The organism is Candidatus Margulisiibacteriota bacterium, assembly GCA_003242895.1.
GTDB lineage: Bacteria > Margulisbacteria > Riflemargulisbacteria > GWF2-39-127 > GWF2-39-127 > GWF2-39-127.
This window is the reverse complement of sequence record QKMY01000053.1, coordinates 51808-74718: the sequence shown is the minus strand read 5'-3', so window position 1 is coordinate 74718 and position 22911 is coordinate 51808. Positions and strand designations below refer to the sequence as shown.

The 22911-nt window shown below is 40.9% G+C and carries 17 protein-coding genes; 13 read left to right on the top strand and 4 right to left on the bottom strand.

Features of this window, described 5'->3' with window-relative positions; all coding sequences use genetic code 11:
• Positions 1 to 169: 169 nt before the first annotated feature.
• The 13 genes from DKM50_08775 to DKM50_08715 all read left to right on the top strand — a co-directional run bounded on the left by DKM50_08775 (position 170) and on the right by DKM50_08715 (position 16857).
• Entirely contained in the window at positions 170 to 1720 is a 1551-nt protein-coding gene (locus tag DKM50_08775) for a hypothetical protein (protein ID PZM79543.1), read from the top strand.
• Positions 1717 to 2763: a uridine kinase gene (locus DKM50_08770; protein PZM79542.1), complete on the top strand. Its 1047-nt coding sequence runs from the start codon at positions 1717 to 1719 to the stop codon at positions 2761 to 2763. The genes DKM50_08775 and DKM50_08770 overlap by 4 nt, the downstream gene beginning before the upstream one ends.
• Before the next feature lie 9 nt (positions 2764 to 2772).
• Positions 2773 to 4152 carry a hypothetical protein gene (locus tag DKM50_08765; GenBank protein ID PZM79541.1) on the top strand — a complete coding sequence of 460 codons (1380 nt, stop codon included), beginning with the start codon at positions 2773 to 2775 and terminating at the stop codon, positions 4150 to 4152.
• 70 nt (positions 4153 to 4222) lie between these two features.
• Positions 4223 to 5530, top strand: a complete 1308-nt coding sequence (locus DKM50_08760; GenBank protein PZM79540.1) for a hypothetical protein — start codon at positions 4223 to 4225, stop codon at positions 5528 to 5530.
• A gap of 26 nt (positions 5531 to 5556) precedes the next feature.
• Positions 5557 to 5934 carry a hypothetical protein gene (locus DKM50_08755; protein PZM79539.1) on the top strand — a complete coding sequence of 126 codons (378 nt, stop codon included), beginning with the start codon at positions 5557 to 5559 and terminating at the stop codon, positions 5932 to 5934.
• Positions 5935 to 6018: 84 nt separating this feature from the next.
• The gene (locus tag DKM50_08750; GenBank protein ID PZM79538.1) at positions 6019 to 6969 is read left to right on the top strand and encodes a hypothetical protein; all 951 of its coding nucleotides are present in this window, start codon (positions 6019 to 6021) and stop codon (positions 6967 to 6969) included.
• A 2-nt stretch (positions 6970 to 6971) separates the two neighbouring features.
• Complete coding sequence (locus DKM50_08745) at positions 6972 to 8117, top strand: hypothetical protein (protein ID PZM79537.1); 1146 nt, start codon at positions 6972 to 6974, stop codon at positions 8115 to 8117.
• A gap of 296 nt (positions 8118 to 8413) precedes the next feature.
• The gene (locus DKM50_08740) at positions 8414 to 9556 is read left to right on the top strand and encodes a hypothetical protein (GenBank protein PZM79536.1); all 1143 of its coding nucleotides are present in this window, start codon (positions 8414 to 8416) and stop codon (positions 9554 to 9556) included.
• Between the two features lie 54 nt (positions 9557 to 9610).
• Positions 9611 to 11698, top strand: coding sequence for a hypothetical protein (locus DKM50_08735; protein PZM79535.1), 2088 nt, complete (start codon positions 9611 to 9613; stop codon positions 11696 to 11698).
• A 108-nt stretch (positions 11699 to 11806) separates the two neighbouring features.
• Complete coding sequence (locus tag DKM50_08730; GenBank protein ID PZM79534.1) at positions 11807 to 13252, top strand: hypothetical protein; 1446 nt, start codon at positions 11807 to 11809, stop codon at positions 13250 to 13252.
• A gap of 170 nt (positions 13253 to 13422) precedes the next feature.
• Complete coding sequence (locus DKM50_08725) at positions 13423 to 14229, top strand: glycosyltransferase (protein ID PZM79533.1); 807 nt, start codon at positions 13423 to 13425, stop codon at positions 14227 to 14229.
• A 16-nt stretch (positions 14230 to 14245) separates the two neighbouring features.
• Entirely contained in the window at positions 14246 to 15613 is a 1368-nt protein-coding gene (locus DKM50_08720; GenBank protein PZM79532.1) for a hypothetical protein, read from the top strand.
• Between the two features lie 41 nt (positions 15614 to 15654).
• Positions 15655 to 16857, top strand: coding sequence for a glycosyltransferase family 1 protein (locus DKM50_08715; GenBank protein PZM79531.1), 1203 nt, complete (start codon positions 15655 to 15657; stop codon positions 16855 to 16857).
• Between the two features lie 4 nt (positions 16858 to 16861).
• Here DKM50_08715 and DKM50_08710 read toward each other — a convergent pair whose 3' ends face one another.
• From DKM50_08710 to DKM50_08695, 4 genes are read right to left on the bottom strand one after another with little or no spacing between them, the layout of a single operon-like run.
• Complete coding sequence (locus DKM50_08710; GenBank protein PZM79530.1) at positions 16862 to 17905, bottom strand: [FeFe] hydrogenase H-cluster radical SAM maturase HydE; 1044 nt, start codon at positions 17903 to 17905, stop codon at positions 16862 to 16864.
• A 17-nt stretch (positions 17906 to 17922) separates the two neighbouring features.
• On the bottom strand, positions 17923 to 19170 hold the full coding sequence (gene hydF, locus DKM50_08705; GenBank protein ID PZM79529.1) for a [FeFe] hydrogenase H-cluster maturation GTPase HydF: 1248 nt from the start codon (positions 19168 to 19170) through the stop codon (positions 17923 to 17925).
• A 41-nt stretch (positions 19171 to 19211) separates the two neighbouring features.
• Positions 19212 to 20591, bottom strand: a complete 1380-nt coding sequence (locus DKM50_08700; GenBank protein ID PZM79528.1) for a [FeFe] hydrogenase H-cluster radical SAM maturase HydG — start codon at positions 20589 to 20591, stop codon at positions 19212 to 19214.
• Positions 20592 to 20621: 30 nt separating this feature from the next.
• Entirely contained in the window at positions 20622 to 22892 is a 2271-nt protein-coding gene (locus DKM50_08695) for a ferredoxin (GenBank protein ID PZM79527.1), read from the bottom strand.
• Positions 22893 to 22911 lie beyond the last annotated feature (19 nt).

The window sequence follows — 22911 nt, the reverse complement described above, 5'->3', positions numbered from 1 at the left end:
AATTAACATTAAGGTCAAAATCTTGCACAACCTTTTCCAATCACGATTCCAGATAATACCAAAGAATTTGGTGTAAGCCCAAATATTGGTATCATTATAATAGGGAAACAAAAGCTCAATTCCGCTCTCCTCCCGGGACACATATCGAAAGGATTCAATTAGTTATTATATGGAAAAACTTGGCCTTAGAAAAAAGATGATCATCAATACGATTTCTAATTACATTACTATTATAATAAAAATTCTTATAATGCTATTTCTGGCTAGAACAATATTTCTAGGAATTACCAGGGAAGAATACGGTTTCTGGGCACTCTTATGGTCAGTCTTCGGCTATTCCCTGTTGCTTGATTTTGGCTTTGGCACTACTATCCAAAAATACACCAGTGAACTGACAATAAACCATAATTGGGACGAATATAACCAGCTTATCAGTACATTTTTCTTTAATTACTGCCTTATGTCCTTATTAATAGTCATCGTGACAGTTATCCTCTCCTATTTTCTTAATAATATATTTAATTTTCAAAACACCGATAATATGCACTACTACAAAACCATATGCCTCATGTTCGGTATCGGGACTGCCGTCGTTTTTCCCTTTGGTTTCTTTGCAGAAATCTTAAGGGGACTCCAGAAAATTAACCTGCGAAATATCATACAACTCACTTTTTTGATAATTAATTTTGTATTAATGATCGCGGTTATTTATTCCGGATTTTCGTTAAAGGGAATGACCATAGTTTCAGTAACAACAAGCTTGCTTACGAACCTTGTTATGGGTTACTTCTGTTACAAGAGCATTCCTCAGTTAAAGATCAGCCTAAAGCATTACAATCGACACTTAATCAAAGATATAATGAGTTTTTCGTTATTTGCCTACCTCATAATATTTTCTAACATGATTATTTTTAAGACAGACCAGATAGTAATCTCAGTATTTTCGTCAGTCGCATTCGTAGCGCTCTATCAAATTGCGGCCAGGATTTCAGATACCTACAAATATTTTTCTACGCAATTTCTGGACAATTTAGGTCCAGTTGCCGCAAAGCTATACACATCAAACCAGAAAGAAAAGCTGGCGGAAATCATGATTCAATCAAACCGATTACTGACAGCCATATCGACACTTATACTAATTCCCTTGTTAGTGTATATCAAGCCTATCCTGTTTATTTGGCTCAAGCTTTCTGACCATACTGCGGCAATATGTTCTGCAATCTTGCTCGTATCAATGTTTATCATGGTAATATTAAGAAGCAGCTCGGTCCAGGTGCTGATAATGAGTAATGAACACAAAAGTCTCACAAAAGTTGCCATTATCGAATGCACTGCTAATCTTCTATTAAGCATCATTCTTATCCGTTACATAGGTATCATCGGCGTGGCAATCGGCACAATCATTCCCAATGCAGTCTTAGCCTTCGTTTATAATGTACCAAAAGCCTGCAAATTCGCGAACGTGAGCCTATGGAAATACGTCAAAGAATCTTTTGGCAGCGCAATAGCCATCGGGATGATTGTGATCTTGATTGCCTATCAGCTCTATCGGTTTCATTACCCGGATACTATATTTCTCCTGTTCTTATACTCATCTCTTGTAAGTATCACGTATTTAATCTTATATTATATAATAGGTGCACATAAATGGGAAAAAGCCCAGTTGCATAATTATATTAAAGAAAAATTACTTCCAAATTTAGTGAGGTCAGGATTATGAATAATCAGAGGAATCTATCGTGTTTTATTGGAGTCTACGGAGGATCAGGCAGCGGAAAATCTTTATTCGCTCAAGAATTGTTAAAATCTTTGGGGTCCGGCGAAGCTATCATCCTCACCGCTGATGCTTACTATAAAGATCAGTCACAGTTATCCTCGGAAGAAGCTGAATCGCATAATTTTGATCAACCGGATGCAATTGATTTCGAGCTTCTTATCCAACACATAAAGGACCTGCGTAATGGACTGACAATAGCCCAACCGGTTTATGATTTCAAAACCCATTCAAGAACAAAAAAATCGATAACAGTACGCCCGCAAAAATACATTATTATCGAAGGGCTCCTTTTTCTGCTTAATCGCCGGCTCAGAGATGAACTCGACCTCAAAATATACATCGATGCCGATGACGATGTCCGGCTTATTAGAAGAATACGCCGAGACAAACAAGAACGGGGACAATCAACAGATTCGGTAATTAACCAGTATATGGCTACAGTCCGGTCAATGCATAACAAGCATATAAGCCCTACCAAACGATATGCAGACATTGTTATCGACTTCAACGTTTCTAATCAACAGGCACTAAGGAACACAGTTAAGCAAATCAAACTATACTATACTACGCAGGAATTGGGTAGCAGAGGAGGGATAGTACCCTCTATAAGATTATTTTTTATAAGGTCCTTTACCGTTTTTCGCGGAGTCTACCGGGATACTCTAAAGAATATTGTCTCTAGGTATGTGCTGCTCCTCATCATAGCTTTTCATTCTACACTTGTGCTGTTGAGAGAAAGCCACGAGGTCTGGCTTGTTGACGGTCCATGGCCACAATTTGTAAGAAATTATCTTGCTTCTTACCAGTTTCCCTTTGTTTACATCACGCTATTTTTTGTAGCTGTTTACCTGATAAAAAGAACTCTTTTTGATATCAAGCAGGTTAACTCAATTATTAGAAGGTACGTGTATCTCGAACTCGGTATTTATACCTTTATTATTATTAGTATTTATCTTTACTGGACCTTTTATTACGGTTACTTTTAAGGGATTCTAATGAGTGAATACAAGTTTCTTATTTTCTGGTTTATTGCCTTGCTCGGATGCCCTATAGGGATCTACTTAGCAATCAACTATAGAAAATTTGAACGCTTTTTGTTTTTTATGATGATATTTCTGACAGCCTCTGCTTTTCCCTGGTTCGACATTAACTTTATGTCAATGGAATGGTACAGAGGCACAACCAGAGGATTTGAGGTTACGGTCCTTGATTTAATAGGTATTATCCTCCTAGGTGTATGTTTAATATCGCCTAGACACAAGAAAAAATTTACGTTCATACCCTATAATTTCCCTTTCATGCTAGCGCTCCTCTTCCTCGGCTTATGTTCTGTACTTCTCGGCTCCCCAAAAATCTATGGATTCTTTGAACTGCATAAATGGATTCGGGGCGCCTACGTATATTTCATTATCGTGAATTACGTAAAAGATGAAAGTGACTTCAGGATAGCAATAAATGCCCTGATGAGTATTATGTTCTATGAAGCTTTCATCGGTCTCAAGCAGCACTACCTGGACGGAATGTACCGTATTGCAGGAACAATGCCCCATTCAAATACCCTGGGAAGTTACGCGAACATGGTAATTGCCGTACTTATGGCAATCGCAGTTGATTATAATGAAAAAATTAAAAACAGATATCTCTACTATGGACTGGCATCTATTGCCGGAGCAATATGCGTTGTTTTATCTTTTTCCCGGGGCGCAATATTCACCTTACCGGTAGCATTGGTATTAATACTCATCGGTTCATTTTACAAACGTATAACAACTCGAAAAGTTACTACTTTAATGGTCATATTGTTCTTAGGACTTCTCCTATCAATAAAAGCTTCCCACGGTATCATCGACCGGTTCATTAACGCACCGGAATCTTCCGGCGAAAGTAGAAAAGAATATAAACAAGTAGCAAAACTAATGATACAGGATTATCCTTTTTTTGGTGTAGGCCTGAATAATTTTTCTGATTCGACACTCACGGTGTACGGACCGAGAACAGCCATGTATTGTGATAATGGTACCCCAGCTCACAACATCTTCTATCTCACCATATCAGAAGGAGGCATATTTACCTTTATCTTGTTTATTGTCATCTGGGGAAGATTCATTTTCTTAGGTATCAGAACGGTCCTGACGCGAAAGCAAAGCCTTTCATCTAGTATGGTTCTCGGTATCACCTGCAGTTTCATAACGCTCGGAATGCAGAACTGGCTCGAATATGTATACCGGCAGACACCTATCTACTTTCTGTTCAATACCTTTGCCGGATTAATTGTCGTAGGCTATTCGTTATCTACCAATAAAACCGCTGAGCCCAATGAACAAAAAAGCCTGCCGCAAAAAAACAGACCTGTTCGCAGGGCAAATCGGAATTAATGAAATAACTGGCATAACTAACACAATCAACTAATTTTTGATATTATTATTGTAAGGGGCTTAGCGCGCTATGCCCTTACGGAACGTTTTCATACGTAAAAAAAAAGTTATCGCAATAAATACCATAAGGAGACATTCCATGCACATCGGAATCAGCTTATTTGCATCCGACAAAGGGAAATCCGGCATCAGCCAGTATATGATCAATCTGCTTAAAGCCTTCGAGGAAGTTGATCAGCAGAATACTTATACACTATTTCTCGCCGAAGAAGATCAACATGTTTTCCAATTTACCGGTGACCGTTTTCAAAAAGTGATCACATCCAACTTTGCAAATAAACCATCAGTTAATATCCTGTGGCACCAGACTGTTTTTGCTTATCACCTGCTTAAGCACAAATTCGATGTCGTGTTTATGCCGGCAGCAAACCGTCGATTATCAATCTGTACAACGTCACCGACAGTCGGGACAATTCATGACCTGTGCCAATTCCGAATCGGACAGAAGTATGATCCTTACAGAATGTTCTATGTCCAGAAAATATTGCCGATGCTCGCCAAACGACTCAGCCATATTGTCACTCCAAGCCATTGTTCCAAGGACGATGTCGTAACCTTTTACGGCATTCCTGAAGACAGAATATCTGCTGTACATAACGGAATCGATCACTCGAAATATTTCAAGCGTGATAAAGTAGGTTCATTAAGCATACTGAACGCAAAATATCATATACAGCCAGGGTACATACTCTACCTCTCGAGGCTTGAACACCCCGGGAAAAACCATGTCCGGCTCATAGAAGCATTCAGCCAACTCAAAAAATCAGGCATGCTGAAACAGAAACTGGTCCTCGTCGGCGCACCCTGGAATGGCCATGAAAAAATATACGAAGCGGTCAAGCGTATGGACCTCGAAAAGGACGTTATTTTTCCAGGATTTGTGGAAGGAAATGATCTCCCGCATTTTGTCTCCGGTGCAGATCTGTTCATTTACCCATCCCTGTTCGAAGGATTCGGCATCCCCGTTATCGAAGCAATGGCTTCAGGAATCCCCGTCGCATGTTCGAATACTTCTTCCCTGCCGGAAATAGTTGAAGATGCGGCACTGCTCTTTGATCCATTGGACTGTAACGATATAGCAGAAAAAATCATCGCAGCTATTAACGATGAAGCTACAAGGTCCATGCTCATGGAAAAAGGTCTCGAACAAGCAAAACGATACACCTGGCAAGCCGCGGCAAAAAAAATACTCACACTATTGGAAGTAGCTGGGGGTGGAAAAAATTCCCAAATGCGCGATAAAGAAAAAAAAACACCACCCACCAGCTTTGTTGAAACGTACGGCGATACCGCCCCTCCTTCAAAAGGCGGGGATTGAAGAGGAAAGAATCAAGAGGGGTTAAGATGGATAGAATTTTTAATAAGGCTGGAGAGAAGGACAAGCGACGGTCTTTGAGAAATAATATGACGAAGGCTGAAGCTATTATGTGGAATACATTGAGGAACGATTCTCAATTAGGATATCGGTTTGTTAGACAATATAGTGTGGAAGCTTTTGTGATTGACTTTTATTGTAGGAAGTTGAGACTGGCTGTTGAAATAGATGGATCAGTCCATGATGTAGATGGGGCGAGAGACTATGATCAGGCCAGAGAACAGATTGTTAAGCAGTATGGGATTACCTTTTTAAGGTTTAAAAACAGTGGGATTGAAGAGAGTCCTTTAAGGTGTAAAGGAATTATCAAAAAAAAGCTAGCTGCATTAGAAAAAGAAAAATTATGAAGCAAGATGCTACTCAATAAATCTTCAATCCCCTCCTTTTGAAGGAGGGGCGCTAAAAGCAGGGCAGCAAAGAGAAGTTGTTGGGTGGTGTTTAAGCAAAAATATCAATTAAAAAGATACTCACAATCTTGGAAAAAGCTACAGAAAAATAGTCGAAAAAGAATTGGAATCATAATGAAAAAAGAACCATCAATATCAGTCATAATGCGATCAAAAAATGACGGTTTAGTCATCCACGACACGCTTACAATGTTATTCAAACAAACTATAAAAAACTTTGAACTCATTAACATTGACTCAGGATCAACAGATGCTACTGTCAATATAATCAAAACTTTTCCAGGCACCCTCCACCAGATAAATCCGGAAGAATATGTTCCAGGTAAAGTGCTTAATAACATGGTGTCCATTGCAAAAGGCGATCTCATCGTCCTGCTCAACTCAGATGCGACTCCGATAGATGAACAATGGCTGGAAAACCTGATAAAACAACTTGATGCCCCTGATGTTTGTATAGCTTTTAGCCGGCAAGTTGCCCGCGTCGACGCCTATAAGCTGGTCAGATTCGATTACCAGAGGGCCTATCCGGAAACGGACCAAACCAGGATGCCCTCAGACTTCATCTCGTTTGCAGCAGCAGCTTTCAATAAATCAGTGTGGGAAAAATACAAGTTCTATGAAGAAGGCCTGTCGGAAGATACCGCCTGGGCCAACCAGCTCATTAATCTCGGGTACAAAACAAGGTATGTTCATAACTCTCAAGTTTTTCATTCACATAACTTGAACATCAAAGCCCTTTACAGAAAAGAGTTTTATCAGAGCGGAGTTGCCCGGGTCTATATCTACAACGAAACACCGCACCTCCTTAAAGAATTCTATTGGCTGGCAAAAGATATTGCTCGCGATATGATTTTCTGCCTGAAACACGGACATATTCTTTCTATTTTTTACAGTTTCGTTTTCCGCGGGACCCAACATCTGGCTTTTTATCAGGGAAGAAAAGAAGGCCGGAGAAAGTTCAAAAAGGATCGGTAACTATGGAACGATACACTGTTAATGGCTCGCAAAAGCTGGAAAATCGCATTCAATCGCATATGGACCTTATAAAAAATAATATCCTCCAGGAGTTCGATGAAAATACGATACAAGCAATAATCATGATCGGTGGGTATGGACGCGGAGAAGGAACGGTGAGGATCGATAACGGCGAAGAAAATGTGTTCAATGATTATGACTTTTTTATTATATCTAAAGCACTAGGGCCTATCACCACAACGAGAATGAAAAAAAAACTCGTTCACCTATCCGGTAAGTTAACCAAGCTGGTCGGAATAGAGGTTGATCTCTCGTTACTGACCATGAAGGCTTTTTCCAGGCTACCCTTTACGCTCATGAACTATGATATGCGACAAAAAAGCCGGATCATTCATGGCAATCAGTCAATCCTCGATCACCTGCCGCCATATAACGATGCCCAGATGCCGGCAATTGAAGGAACAAGGCTCCTGCTTAATCGCGGTGCGCTTCTTATTTATTGCAAACAACAGCTCGCAGACCATGCAACGCTTGAACTTTCTGAACGAGAAATAATCATCAAGTATATCAACAAAGCCATACTCGCCATGGGGGACTCATTTCTGATCATAAACAAAAAATATCATTATAGCTACAAAGTAAAAGAAGAAACTATCTCCCATATCGACAATCCCGGGTTTCCGTTATTTGAAGAGCTAAAAAAAGCCTATTTAGCTGCTATAGAATTCAAGTTCACCGTCAACTTTGACATTCACAAAACAACCGATGTCCTCGACTGGTTAAAAAAAACAATCAACATTTATGAATCGTATGTCTTGTGGTATGAAAGCAAACGCTTGCAGACACCCATACCATCATGGGATAGCTACAAAAAACTGATCCTGTTATCTTCTACTATGGTCCCCTTTCATGTTAAAATAAAAAGTCTGCTTATCAACATGAGGGAATTCGGAATAAAAAAAACGTTACAGGATATCGATATCTGCACCTGCTATCCTCGAGACAGGCTCTATATCGTCTATCCGTTTATTCTCTTTAAAAAGGAGCAGGCTATGTTCACAAATTCGAACTATATTTCGAAAATAGCGATTGCCGATACAAAGTCACTGACAAACACTTTTTGGAACATTTGGATTAAGTATTCGTGAGGTACGGGACTCTGTTTTGGGATTCGCCTCATCCCGCGCAACAGATAAAGGCCCTTTCTCAAAGTTATCGTAAGCGCGACCTTCTCCACCAGAGGCGGAGAAGGTTTTAAAGGAAAGCATATAAGCCTTCTCAGTCTTCGATGGAGAAGGCAGCGGGGGGATAAATTGAGTAAGAAACAGTCACTTCCTTCCGCTGGTTGAGGCGAAATGAACGAATATGATTGAAAAACAGCTATGCCAATTAGAATATTTAATGACCGTTACAAGGAAAACAAATAAAAAAATTAGGATAAAAAATGAATAAAAAAATATCTCTGTTTTTCTTTATTGACGCTTTTGGCTGGGAAATGCTGCAAGAATGCGGGTTCCTTAATTCAGTGTTACCGCATTCATATAAACTGGAATCCCTATTCGGATATTCTTCCGCTTGCGTTCCCTCGATATTAACCGGACAATTGCCAAACGTACATGGATACTGGTCAAGTTTTTATTATTCGCCTTCCACATCCCCGTTTAAGTTCCTGGCGCCTTTATCACTTATCCCGCGCTGCTTTTCTTCAAGAAACAGAGTAAGGAACATCGTTAACCGTCAGGTAAAAAAGAAACTGAAAATAAACGGCTACTTTAATCTCTATCAGTTCCCGTTTGATACCCTTAAATATTATGATTACAATGAAAAAATCAACTTCTACCAACCCGGCAGCACAACCACACCAACCATTTTTGACCATTTGATTTCGAAAAATATCCCTTACTATTCCTACTCAATTGATAAAAGCGAAGATACGCAGTTCGATGAGCTAATGCAAAGCCTGGAAGAAGGAACCATCCGGTTCTCATATGTTTCTCTTGGTGCGATCGATGCGGTGCTTCACCTGAACGACCGCCATTCAGATATTGTCAAAAACCAGGTCAAGGCATACGAAACCAGGATATCGAAGATCTACGGACGAGCAATAGAACTCTACGACGAAGTAGAAATCTCAGTATTCTCCGATCACGATATGACACCGATTACCGAAACATACGATTTGATGAAAGATATCAACAAGCTGGGACTATCGTACGGCAAAGACTATGCAGCCATATATGATTCAACAATGGCGCGCTTCTGGTTTTTCAACAAAAAATCCGAGCTTATCATGAGGAACAAGCTCTCGACCATCACGCAAGGAAAAACGATGTCCGTATTAGAGCTCAAGGAACTCGGAGCCTACTTCGAGGATAACAAATTCGGCAACTTGATATTTCTAATGAACGAGGGAGTTACGATTATTCCAAGTTATATGGGTTCAAAAAGAATTGCCGGAATGCATGGCTATCACCCGACCCAAAAACACGCCTATGCAATGTATTCCTCCAATCATCAAGCACCATGCCCCATGAACAAGATCACCGACATTTTTGAAGCAATGCTTAACGTTACCAGGTTTTATTAAATAGTTAAGCCCTGGAAAAAAATTCTTCTATCTGATTTGATATAATTTATTGTAATGGATACAATAAACAACGATACCCTCAAAAAAGCGCTCAGCTATCATCAGCAGGGCAATATGGGCCAGGCAGAACTATTATATACAAAAGTTCTGGATAAAGATCCCGACAACATAGACGCACTTCGTTTGCTGGCAGCGATCGCTATCGCAAAGGACCGATTCGACAACGCCGAGGAATTACTGAAAAAAGCTATCGCCTTAAGCAGCTCGACATTAATGCTGCATTACGATCTGGGAATGCTCTATTTCAAACAAAACCTCGTAGACCAAGCGATTCTCTGCTACGAGAGGGCACTATTGATCGACCCCCTGGATGCCGATACAAAAAGAAACTACGTAATAGCCCTTCAAAAAACAGGAAACCTTTCGGAAGCCCTCAGGCAGCTTGAAGAAATCCTCACCATGACACCGGACAGCAGCAACACCTACCAGGACCTTTATCCGGCATTTCTCAATCTTGGATTATTATTTAATGAAACACTCAAGAGAAGCGAAGCTATCCAGTGTTACAGGAAAGCGATTGATATCAATCCCAAAGGCTATGAAGCCTACAGCAACCTTGGTTTGATCTTAAAAGATCTTGGTCAACTCCAAGAATCCGAAAGTGCTTTTCAGAAAGCCTTAGCCATCAAACCTGGTCACCGGGAAATAAGCCTGAACATCGGGATACTTTACAAAGAACACGGGCTCATCGAGCAAGCTATTGCCCAGTTCCAAAATATCTTATTCCATAACGACAAGGATCCCCTTGCTCACTATCATTTAGCAAACATTCTAACAAACCTTGGGTACCACAAAGAAGCGAGTAATCATTACGAAATAGCCTTGAGTAACGACAGGCAGGACCAGTTCATTAACTCAGAGTACCTCCTATCACTTCATTACGAGCAGAGCCATTCCCCACAAGAAATCCACAATAAGCATAAAGAATGGGCAGACTCCATCGAAAAAACCACACCGTGTTTTTCCCGGAGGCAGGAAAATAAGAGCTCTCCTCGAACATTACGAATAGGCTACGTCTCCGCTAACTTTTGCAACCACTCTGTAGCCTTCTTCATTGCACCCGTTTTGATCAATCATAACAAAAAAGATTTCACAGTCATTTGTTATTCTGATACACCGACAAATGACGCGATAACCGAAATACTAAAAAACAATGCCGATATCTGGAGAGACACTCGAAGACTATCCGATCTGCAGATATCAGACCTTATAATCAATGACAAGATAGATATCCTCATTGATCTTGGTGGTCACACGTACAATAATCGATTACAGGCATTTGCGCGCAAGCCGGCACCGGTCCAGATAACCTACCTCGGATATCCTGACACAACGGGACTTACGTCGATGAACTACCGGATCACAGATGACATCGCAGATCCTAGCCCAATCGCGGATGGAATACACAGCGAAAAACTTCTCCGTCCGTTGAAATGCTTTCTCTGTTACATGCCGCTCGAAACCAGGCCTACTGTAACAAATAATAAAAGTACCGGAATAACCTTTGGATCGTTCAGTCACCTTGCCAAAATAAATGATACGGTTATTGATGCCTGGGCTACAATACTAGCGAATACCCCGGAATCCAAATTACTTCTAAAATCAGTTAATTTGAAACAGCCGCTTGCACAACAACGAATACTTAACCGTTTCCGACATAATAATATCAGTGAAAGCAGGCTTATCCTGGAAGACAAACTTCCCGATATTTATGACCATCTTAATCTCTACAACTCTATCGATATAGCACTCGATACCTTTCCCTACAATGGCACGACAACAACCTGCGAAGCTCTGTGGATGGGAGTTCCGGTCATCACTCTACAAGGGGATTCCCACGTCTCGAGAGTAGGATCGAGCATTCTCTCATCGATAGGCTGCGAAGAGCTCATTACAAAGAGCATTGATAAATATATTACCAAGGCACTCTCCCTGGCGGAGGACATTCATATAGTAAGGAATAATAAAGTTTCCTTGCAAAACAGAATGAAAACTTCGCAACTGACAGATGGTCCGCAATTCACGACCGCATTAGAAACCATGTATCAGAAAATATGGCAAAGCTACATGAGAAACAAGTAGGGGCATAGCGCGCTATGCCCTTCTATTGCCATGGGATCAACCGTCTACGTTTAAAAATAGCCATTTAGTGGCATAGTATTAATAAATATTATAAGTTGAGGTTAATTTATGTTAAGAGAAAATGCTACGGCGATATTCAATATCAGAAGGATAGCCGATGTACTGCTTGCTAATGCTTCGTTCTTTGTTACCTACTACATTTTCGATGCCAGTATGTCCGGCGGCTATTATTATAAGCTAATGCAATTCATGCACCTGCTTATTCCAATAACGATTATCTGGTGGATTGTTCTCAAAGACAGAAAAGTATATGAATCACACCGGTTCGAACCTCTCGTTACTCAAATGGCAAAAGTAATCAGGGCTTTACTTGTCTGTAATATCGTATTTCTAGCCACCATAACCCTTCTCAAAATGCCTCTTCCCGGAAGGTTTTTCTTCGGATTTTTCATGGCAATCAACGCATTGATATTAATACTTGAGAGAATAATTATTAATATATTGAGTTCCTTTGTCCGAATGAAAGGTTATAACTTCAAAAACGTCGTCATTGTCGGCGTCAACCGGGTCTCAATCGAGCTAATTGAACTCATCAGAAGCCACAAAGAATGGGGACTCAATGTCCAGGGAATTATCGTTCCGACATTAACAATAGAAGACAAAGAAGAAGCTAAAAAGCTTAAAGAATCAGGACTGACCGGAGAAATCATTCTGGGAACATTAGAAGATTTTAACGAGTCTATCAAAGATATCGTCGTCGATATTGTTTTCTTTGTGGTACCGCCACACCATATTAGAAAAATCCAGCCTCATTTAAAATACTGTGTCGAAAGAGGCATAGAGACAAAATTAACTATCAATTACTTTTTTGATTCGATGGACTTCGTAAAAACCGATCTCGATCAACTCGAAAAAATACCACTCCTGTCTTTTGAAACTACACATTTCAATCCTTATACCCTCTTAATCAAAGAAATTATTGATCGCACATTTGCTTTTATCTGGGTCATTATTTTACTGCCTGTTTTTCTATTAGCTGCCCTGGCAATAAGGATAGAGTCAAAAGGGCCTATATTGTTCAGACAAGAGCGTGTCGGAAGGAACGGCAGACTGTTCAATATGTATAAGTTCAGATCAATGGGTGTTGACGCAGAAAAGCAAAGAAAAGAACTTGAATCGCTCAATGAAATGTCAGGCCCGGTATTCAAGATCACGAATGACCCACGAGTAACTAAAATTGGAAAATTCCTTCGAAAAACCAGTATAGATGAGTTACCTCAACTCTTAAACGTTCTTAAAGGTGACATGAGCTTAGTCGGCCCTCGCCCTCCGCTACCCTCTGAAATACAACAATATGATAATTGGCAAAGAAGACGTTTATCGGTAAAACCCGGAATAACCTGTACCTGGCAGGTAAGCGGAAGAAACAACATAGATTTCTCCGAATGGATGAAAATGGACCTTGAGTATATAGATACCTGGTCCTTGACCAACGATTTCCGTTTGCTCGTAAAAACGCTCCCTGCAATCGTAAAACAAACCGGAGCGAAATAATCGCAGGTATCTACCATTTGAAATCTCTGATCAAAAAAAACTCAACCGCGATTGAATAAAAATCACATAATAAAAACAACTGTGGTTTAGAAATCTCAAAACATGGGAATACATAGATAAACAAAATAAATATTTTATTTTAATATTCAGGGCTTTTATAGAGAACTATAATGCACAATGAAAATATAAAATTATTTAACGTTACTATCTCTAATCTCAGCATGATTGATGCGATTAATCAAATCATTGAACTCGCAAAAAGCAACAAAAAGGCTTACGTCGTTACACCTAATATTGACCATATTGTCATGCTCCAAAATGATACTATGTTTAAAGAAGTATACGACCATGCCGGGATGGTACTTGCAGATGGAATGCCTCTAATCTGGGCATCCAAAATACTTAATACCCCTATAATAGAAAAAGTATCAGGATCTGACCTGTTTGTCCGGTTCGCTCCGTTCGCTGCACACAACAACATCAAACTTTTCTTGCTCGGAGCAGCCGAAGGTATAGCAGAGCAAGCAAAGAACAATCTCTGCGAGGAATACCCGGAGATTCAAATAACCGGAGTTTACTCTCCCCCATACGGTTTTGAGAAAGACGAACAAGAAAACCTGAAAATAATTGATATGATTAATAATAGTGACGCCGATGTTCTATTTGTAGGACTTGGCTCCCCGAAGCAGGAATATTGGATGTACCGGAACTACCATAAGCTTGATACGGTTAAAGTATCTCTTGGAGTTGGAGCTTCATTTGATTTTGTTGCAGGAAAAGTACAGAGAGCACCTGTATGGATGCAAAAAACCGGGCTCGAGTGGTTCTATAGATTGGTCCAGGAACCTCAAAGATTATGGAGACGCTATCTCATCAATGATATGAAGTTCATTCCCATATTAATGCATGAACTCATTAACGCAGCAAGGACGGCATTTAATAAGGTGCTTGAAGCAAAATCGGTCTTAACAAAATAATAAACAAGGAACCAAAATGGCAAACCCAGCAAGATCACTAACACTAATGATCGCTTGCCTTATAATGACAACAGCCCTATCAGGCTGCTCTATCCTCCTCGACAAACTTACTGAAGTTAAAGAAACAGATCCCCAGCAAGCCAGCCAGGCATTTGTAGGTGCACTAAAAAACATTACCCCCGAAAAAGACACATATTTTAAGACGATGACCGATATATACATTACAGTCACCGTACTCGATCAGAGCAACAATCCGCTTCCCGATGCTCTTGTTACAATCACGGATAAAGAAGCGTACAATATTACCTTCATAAAAGATGTAACCGATGAAAATGGGGCTGTCAGCGGGTTCGTTACTATACGATCCGGGTATCCGGCAATTGCAATCAAAGCACAATCTGTTGACGGATTAGCAGCACTACAGGATATAGTAGTTTCCGAAAATACTTCGACATACAATATTCAACTAAAAGTCAGCCCGGTTATTAACTCTTCCGCTTTTCGCCCGTTAGTCGAATATCCTGACTCAGACAATGACGGTGTCCCTGACGCTTGGGACGAGTATCCTTTTGACCCGAGCAGAAGCTTTCTGCAAACAACTATTTATCCGCACATTATCTCTTTTGAAGATTTGTACCCGTCATCGGGTGACCGCGATACCAATGATCTAGCTGCCTATATTGATATCAATACCAAGACGGCAAAAAAAGGATATCTCAAATCTATCTCTGGGACAGTAAAACTAAAAGCCCGCGGCGCAAAAGAAACCTATTTGTCGGATTTCGGCATCCGGTTTCTGTTAAACAACAACATAGCGAACGCAGGAAATGCAGCTTCTCTGGGATCAGCTCGAATAGAAGAATATACATCAAGGAACGTTTTGATAAGAACTCAATCTGTTACGATAATGAATAACTCCGACCTTATTCTCCCGTTATTCAGTAATACCGGAAACAAGTTCGGCACCGACCATGGCCTAATAAATACCTTTATGAACAAACCTTTCAATCCGGGAGGACAGGTATTATTTTCCGTTACCTTCGAAGATCCTATGAACTTAAAAACATCTTTATATGAAATGTACGATCCCTATCTTAAAATTACTAATTTCCAGGGAACCATTTATGATATACACAGACCATTTTTCAATCCGCTCCCAAACAGTGCAGATCCAACAACCGGACAAGCTAGCAAATTCATAGATGACAACAATTTTCCATTTTGCGTAATGATCCCGATGAGTACCTGGTTCTGGCCGCTGGAGACAGTCGACATTAGTCTGTCGTATCCGGACATTTTTAACTGGGTGAATAGTAATTTTAAAAATAGCCAACAATGGTATACAGATCCTGACATCAATCTCGTTTATACAAAAAGCCAATAATAAGCCTCCTCCAAAATTGCATTCACTGGTATAATAGCAGGATGAAGATACTTTTTGTCCACGATACATTCGGAGCCTTAGCCGGGGCCGAGCAGAATATTATTGTTTCAGGTCAGGCACTTCAGGAAAGAGGAAACGAACTATCCTTTCTTTATAGCCACAATACACACAAAGATGAAGACAAGTTTTTAAGCGTTTTTAAGAATAATTTTCAAATTGATTTTCTTACACAGTACCCCTCAGATAAAATATATAAAATCACGCAATTCATTAACATTATTAATCCTGACATAATCTACGTCCATAAAATAAAAGACCTTTCTATCCTGGAACAATTGTTCCGATTCAACAAACCCCTGGTGAGAATGGTGCATGATCACGACATTTACTGCCAAAGGACATATCGCTACAATTATTTCACCCGTCGTCCCTGCCGGAAAAAAGCAGGATTATGCTGCTACTTCCCTTGTTTCGCATTTGCTGTTCGTAACCGGAACAGCACGTTCCCTATTAAATTAGTTTCATTATCAAACAAACTAAAAGAAATAGATATCTGCAAAAAATTCGACAAACTATTCGTCATCTCGAATTACATGAAAGAAGAATTGCTCACCCAAGGTTTCGATGAAAATAAAATAACTATCCACCCTCCGGCACCGCAAACCGTGACAAACACGATAGAAAGCAACTTTTCAGCCAAAAATATTATTCTATATATTGGTCAAATAATCAGAGGTAAAGGGCTCGACTGCCTCCTCCATTCAGTAAGCAAGCTAACCACTCCATTTCAACTTCTCGTTATCGGCGCAGGCAACTACGAACACTACTGCAAAGAACTTGCAAAGAAATTAAAGGTAGAAGACAAAGTTCAGTTCCTGGGATGGATAAGTCATGACCAGATTAGCAGTTATTATAAAGAAGCGTCGCTCGTTGTAGTTCCGAGTGTATGGCCCGAACCGTTTGGAATGATTGGACTGGAAGTAATGAGATATAAGCTTCCGGTTGTAGCATTCAACAGCGGTGGTATACCTGACTGGCTCATTGATGGCAAAAATGGGTATCTGGTTGACTGGAAAGATACAGAAGGAATGACAGCAGCGATAACAAAACTTCTCAACAACAAAGATGTGGCCAAACAAATGGGTAATTACGGATATGACTATGTTAATCGAAATTACAGTTTCGATAAATATATTGAGAGTATACAAAATGCCTTCAAGGACCTGAGCGCAAAAACCAGCTAAACAATTATAACTTAAGGGAATGTCCCTGGTCTTTCCCTATCAATCGGCCTAAACGCTTGATTCTTCCGGCAACACATGAGGCGCAGTCTGCCATACTTTCATCAACACAAGGTTTCCCCGGATAAAGCTGGTAGTCATTGCGGTACTTCTGTGGGGTCGAATTCGGCATGAAAATATTCGCACCGCGTTGAAGCACTAGGTCCCGGCCATGAGGATGGATTGCATCATAAGCAGTTGTCGCTGGAATATGTGCAGCTTTATTCAACAGCCGAAAGATCGCAATTACTTTAAAAAAAACTTCTTTATCAAAAGGATTAAGTTCATTCGCAAAGGGAGTATTATGATGCGGAATAAACGGACCAACCCCTATCATATCAAGGTCAAGCCCGGAACAAAAAAGGATATCCCGCGCAAGCTGTTCAATAGTCTGCCCCGGCAATCCGATGAGAACACCTGAACCGGTCTGAACTCCAAGCTTTTTAAGAGTTTTGATACATGATAACCGCTGGTCAAAATCGTCATCAGGATGGCACATTTCGAACAATGCCTTATCAGAAGTCTCAATCCTGATCAAGTATCGGTCCATTCCCATCTCTTTCCAGTATCGATAGATCTCTTCATCCCTTTCGCCTAACGACAAAGTAACGGCTAAACCGGTTTCTCTCTTAATAGCAGCAATGATTTCTCCGACTATTTCTCCGGTAAAATAATAATCTTCTCCTGACTGCAGTACTACGGTTGTCTGTCCGGCCTGCTCGATCATTTTGCAGGCCTCTATTATTTCTTGTACGGCAATCCTATACCGGTTCACTTCTAAATTATCATGACGGATACCGCAATAGTAACAATTTTTGCTACAGTAATTGGAAAATTCGATGATACCTCTCAGATAAATAGTGTCACCATGAAACTGTTTTCTTATAAAATCAGACTTCGAGTAGAGTGAATGGAGGTCCTCCCCCTGAGTATTGAGTAAGGCTACAATTTCATCGGCGTTCAGGATATTGTCGCTATTAACTTTTTCATATATCACTTCAAGCATCGACATAGCTACATCACCTTTAATTAATGCGACAAAACTGTTGGATTGTGCTTCGTTATTCGGCTCATAGGATAATCGAGCAGCCAGGACGTCCTATCCAAAATCCCATTCATCTTTGCAAAAAACACACCATAATTGGTAACAGGAATACCAGCAGACCGGGCCAATTCTATCCTGAACATGACATTCTTAGTGTTAATCATACATGACCCGCACATAATTATAAGCTTATAAGCTGACAAATCTTCTGGGAAATCAGCACCGCTATATGTAGTATAGTGGAGTGCTCCGCCAGCTTTCGCGTCGAGTAACTTCGGGATCTTATACCTGCCGATATCCTGAGGTTGCGGATGGTGCGTACATGCTTCAGCTATTAATACTTTGTCTCCAGGCACCAAGGCATCAATGGCATTAGCACCCTCGACATACTCGCCGAAGTCCCCTTTATATCGGGCAAAAAGCATTGAAAACGACGTAAGTCTGATCTGTTCAGGAACAATATCCTTAACAATATGGTAGACCTGAGAATCCGTAACGACAAGTTCAGGTCCGTTTTTTAATTGATTCAAGGCATGTTCGAGTTCATACTCTTTACATACAACAGCATGAGCATCTTCATCCAACACAGCCCTCAACACCTGGACTTCCGGGAGTATAAGACGTCCCTTGGGCATTGCGCTATCAATAGGTATTACGAGAACTACGGTATCTCCCCTTTTTACAATACCTTTAACAACTGACATATCCTCAATCTTCGATGGAGCATATTTGGACAGATTAGACCTAAGTTCATCGATACCGGTTCCGGTTTTCGAAGAAACCTTAAAAAGTGGAAAGGGGTTGATAAACTCCGTTACCTGGATATCCTTAGGGGTAACATCTATTTTATTACTGACAATAAGTAGCGGGATCTTTTTCTCGTCTATAGTCTGTATCAAGTCCTTTTCAAACTCTTCGATACCAATCATAGGATCAATAAGTACAATCGCAAGATCGGTCTTATTAAGGATTTGATGGGATTTCTCCCTGCGTAGCGCACCTAAATTGCCTTCATCATCAAGTCCGGCAGTATCGATAATAACACACGGTCCTGGTTCAGGAAGTATTTCTATGGTCTTATATACCGGGTCTGTTGTTGTTCCGGGAACATCAGAAACAATGGCGATATATTGATTAGTGAGCGCATTAATAAATGAAGATTTCCCCACGTTCCTACGCCCGAATATACCGATATGCAATCGATTCGCGATAGGTGTCTGATTAAGTGACATAGTGCCGCCTTTCAGGGATACGCCGAATTATAGAAATATTTTCATACAAAAATATCCCTGGCTCCTTCATCAATTTGTGCAAACGTTTTTTTAAGGAATTCATTGATACTCTGATCCTCAATGTCCTCTGTCCATTCCAACAGTTTCATTTCCCCCAACGCTTTGACTTGCGGAGTAGCAAAATCAGTCAAATACTCCTTAAGTGTCATTAAGCCGTTCGGACCGCACTTCTTTTTAATATCGCCTGGTTTGGCGTATTCCATAAAATCCAACCCGGTCCTGCCTAAACGGTAACATGCTGTGCAAAACGATGGCAAATAATCCATCTTCAGCAGGTCATAAATAACCTCATCAAGCGTTCGATAATCACCTAACGAGAATTGTTCTCCTTGTTTTTGGGACGTATAGCCACCTGGGTTCGTCCGTGAACCGGCACTTACCTGAGACACTCCCAGCTTTAATGCTTCCCGGCGAAGCTGAGCCGCTTCTCTCGTCGACAAAATAATTCCCGTATAAGGCACCGCAAGTCGCAGTATAGCAATAAGCTTTCTAAAATCAGCATCACTTACTTTAGCCGGTGGTGCCATTGCCAGATCAGCTCCCTCAGCCGGCTCTAATCTCGGTACCGAAATAGTATGAGGACCAACCCCGAACCGTTTCTCCAGAGACTCGACATGCTGAAGCAAAGCCATAACCTCAAAGCGCCAATCAAATAACCCGAATAATACTCCGAGACCGACATCTTCGAAGCCGGCTTTCATAGCCCGGTCGATACCTTCCAGTCTATAATCGTAATCGGATTTCGGTCCTGTCGGATGGACCTGCGTATATGTTTTGCGATGATAGGTCTCTTGAAAAAGCTGGTATGTGCCAATTGGCTTCAGACGTAACCGTTCAAATTCATTGCCGTCAAGCGGAGCAATATTAACATTAATCCGTCTGATCTTATTTTCTTTATACTTTACGGAATAGATCGCATCAATAAGCTCGAATACATAATCCAGACCTTTCGGCGCAGGATACGATTCACCTGAAACCAGAAGAATCCGTTTATGCCCCTGCATCAGCAGCATTTTCGTTTCCGACTTAACTTCTCCGATACTGAGCATCGAGCGTACAATCTTGTTGGAAGCACGAAACCCGCAATACCGGCAGTCATTGATACAATGATTTGAAATATAAAGCGGTGCAAAAAACACGATTCTATTTCCATAGATAGCATTCTTTACCTGATGTGCAGCTTGAAAAATATTCTCAATAGAAACCGGGTCCGTCGTCTTTAACAGAACAGCTACATCAGAGAGGTCCAGCCGCTCCAAATTGGCTGACTTATGCAGTACCCTCTGCACCTCTGCAAATGAAGGCTCACCGGTATCATTTAAAAATGTCAAAATGGCATCTTCGTTAATAATGTGGGACATATGCCCTATCCTTTGTTAATTCACGACAATCTAGCGATATTCTTTGATAATTCCCTTAATTTGTTTAGGGGTAACTTTACTATAAACTTTATCATTTACCAATACTACAGGAGCTAGTCCGCAGGCACCGATACAACGGGTACACTCTAAAGAAAATTTACCGTCTTTCGTCGTATCCCCCATCTTAATACCCAGTTCCCGTTCAGTTTCCCTGACAACATCGCCAGCACCCTTGACATAACAGGCAGTTCCGAGACACACGTTAACCTTGACTTCACCTTTCGGCTTCAAGCTGAAAAAGTGGTAAAAGGTAGCTACACCATAGATTCGGGAAGTTGGAATCTGCATCTTAAGCGAAACAAAATTCATTACCTCATCAGACAAATATCCAAACAGCTCTTGTGCCCGGTGTAAAACCGGTATTAAATAGCTCTTCTGATACTTCTCATTCTGAACACCTTCCATTAACACAGCGAGTTCCTGAAACCGTGGATCTTCCGGTACAATACAGGACCGTTGCTGCTCTGATTTGCCTTCCCGGCAGATACCCTGCGGCAACTTAGCCGAATAATGCGTATGCAGCCATTCATGTGCGACATGTGAACCATATTTTTCAAGTGCGCTTTCATATAAATTTTTAATATCTTCATTTTCATGTGATCGGCGCTTCTCATTACGTTCATCGCTGCTATAGAGAGCTTGTGCACGTTTCTTAAGCAGTTCTTTATCTAAAGGAATCATATCAGTCCCTGCATATGGCTGACCACCGCCACCGATACATCCGCCAAGACATCCCATTATCTCGATAAAATGATATTCTTCACCTGCCCGTACTTTTTCGAGCAATGTCTGAGCATGCCCTAAGCTGGAAGCTACCGCAACTTTAATCGTTTTATCTGCAATTTGCACTTCCGCTTCTTTGATTCCATCAATAGCCCCCCGAACAGCTTTGAGCTCGATTCCCGGAAGCTCTTGTCCGGTAATAAAATAATGAGCTGTACGTACAGCCGCTTCCATCACACCACCGGTAGCACCGAATATTGTTGCAGCTCCGGTTGATTCACCTAAAGGAGAATCGAATTCTCCTTCTTCCAGACTGTTAAAATCAATGCCAGCCGACTTGATCATCCAGATCAACTCTCTGGTAGTAATTACCGCATCAACGTAACGATGCCCATCTTCAGTTTGCATCTCATCACGCATAGACTCATCCTTCTTCGCAGTACAGCACATTGCGGCGACAGAATATACCTGAGCAGGATCTTTATCGAGCTTTTGCGGCAGGTAACGTTTGAGAATACTTCCCAGCATAGACATAGGAGACATACAACTCGATAAGTTATCTAATAATTCCGGATAGAATTGTTCGCAGAACTTGATCCAGGCAGCAGAACATGAAGTGATCATAGGAAGCTTTCCGCCATTACTGATCCTATCGATAAGCTCTGTAGCTTCTTCCACAATGGTAAGGTCCGCAGCAAATTGAGTGTCAAAAACCATATCGAACCCTAACCGTCGTAGTGCCGTAATCGTTTTTTTCTCCATATTTTGTCCTACCGGCAACCCGAATCCCTCGCCAATTGCCGCTCGTACTGACGGAGCAAATTGAACTACTTTTAATTTGTTCGGATCATTAAGCGCTTCCCAGACTTGATTGGTATAGTCTTTTTCAAGAAAGGCAGCAGTCGGACACACGTTTATGCACTGACCGCACGATGAACAGACAGATTCTCCAAATGGTTTCTCGTATGCCGGAACAACTGTGGATTTGAATCCTCTGTGTGCCATATCAATTGCGCAGGTACCTTGTATTTCTTGACATACCCGAACACAACGGCCACAAAGAATGCACTTTTCCGGATCTCTTACGACCGCATTTGAAGAAAAGTCTTTTTCGTACTTCTTTTTCTCGCCTTTAAAGTGTTTATGCCTTAGACCCATTGAGTAAGCTAATCTTTGAAGTTCACAATTATGGTCACGTTCACATGTATGGCATTCGTCAGGATGATTATCAAGTAATAATTCAACAATATCTCTTCTGGCTTGGCGGATATCAGGCGTATGAGTAACGACTTCCATCCCTTCAGCTACCGGATAAGCACACGAAGCCACGAAATCTTTCATTCCTTTGATTTCTACAATGCACACCCGACATGCACCTTCGATTGATAAATATGGATGGTAACATAACGATGGGACCTTAACGCCAATTTTCTTAGCTGCTTCCATGAGCGTCGTACCAGCCGGAACTTCTATATCGATCCCGTCCATTTTCAGCTTAACCATTTTTGTTTCTTCCATTTCTGATCCCCTTTTATAA

Bases quoted from the DNA above. Each gene is read 5' to 3' on its own strand.
- DKM50_08775 (PZM79543.1), top strand. From the start codon at position 170: ATGGAAAAACTTGGCCTTAGAAAAAAGATGATCATCAATACGATTTCT.
- DKM50_08770 (PZM79542.1), top strand. From the start codon at position 1,717: ATGAATAATCAGAGGAATCTATCGTGTTTTATTGGAGTCTACGGAGGA.
- DKM50_08765 (PZM79541.1), top strand. From the start codon at position 2,773: ATGAGTGAATACAAGTTTCTTATTTTCTGGTTTATTGCCTTGCTCGGA.
- DKM50_08760 (PZM79540.1), top strand. From the start codon at position 4,223: ATGCCCTTACGGAACGTTTTCATACGTAAAAAAAAAGTTATCGCAATA.
- DKM50_08755 (PZM79539.1), top strand. From the start codon at position 5,557: ATGGATAGAATTTTTAATAAGGCTGGAGAGAAGGACAAGCGACGGTCT.
- DKM50_08745 (PZM79537.1), top strand. From the start codon at position 6,972: ATGGAACGATACACTGTTAATGGCTCGCAAAAGCTGGAAAATCGCATT.
- DKM50_08740 (PZM79536.1), top strand. From the start codon at position 8,414: ATGAATAAAAAAATATCTCTGTTTTTCTTTATTGACGCTTTTGGCTGG.
- DKM50_08735 (PZM79535.1), top strand. From the start codon at position 9,611: ATGGATACAATAAACAACGATACCCTCAAAAAAGCGCTCAGCTATCAT.
- DKM50_08730 (PZM79534.1), top strand. From the start codon at position 11,807: ATGTTAAGAGAAAATGCTACGGCGATATTCAATATCAGAAGGATAGCC.
- DKM50_08725 (PZM79533.1), top strand. From the start codon at position 13,423: ATGCACAATGAAAATATAAAATTATTTAACGTTACTATCTCTAATCTC.
- DKM50_08720 (PZM79532.1), top strand. From the start codon at position 14,246: ATGGCAAACCCAGCAAGATCACTAACACTAATGATCGCTTGCCTTATA.
- DKM50_08715 (PZM79531.1), top strand. From the start codon at position 15,655: ATGAAGATACTTTTTGTCCACGATACATTCGGAGCCTTAGCCGGGGCC.
- DKM50_08710 (PZM79530.1), bottom strand. From the start codon at position 17,905: ATGTCGATGCTTGAAGTGATATATGAAAAAGTTAATAGCGACAATATC.
- hydF (PZM79529.1), bottom strand. From the start codon at position 19,170: ATGTCACTTAATCAGACACCTATCGCGAATCGATTGCATATCGGTATA.
- DKM50_08700 (PZM79528.1), bottom strand. From the start codon at position 20,591: ATGTCCCACATTATTAACGAAGATGCCATTTTGACATTTTTAAATGAT.
- DKM50_08695 (PZM79527.1), bottom strand. From the start codon at position 22,892: ATGGAAGAAACAAAAATGGTTAAGCTGAAAATGGACGGGATCGATATA.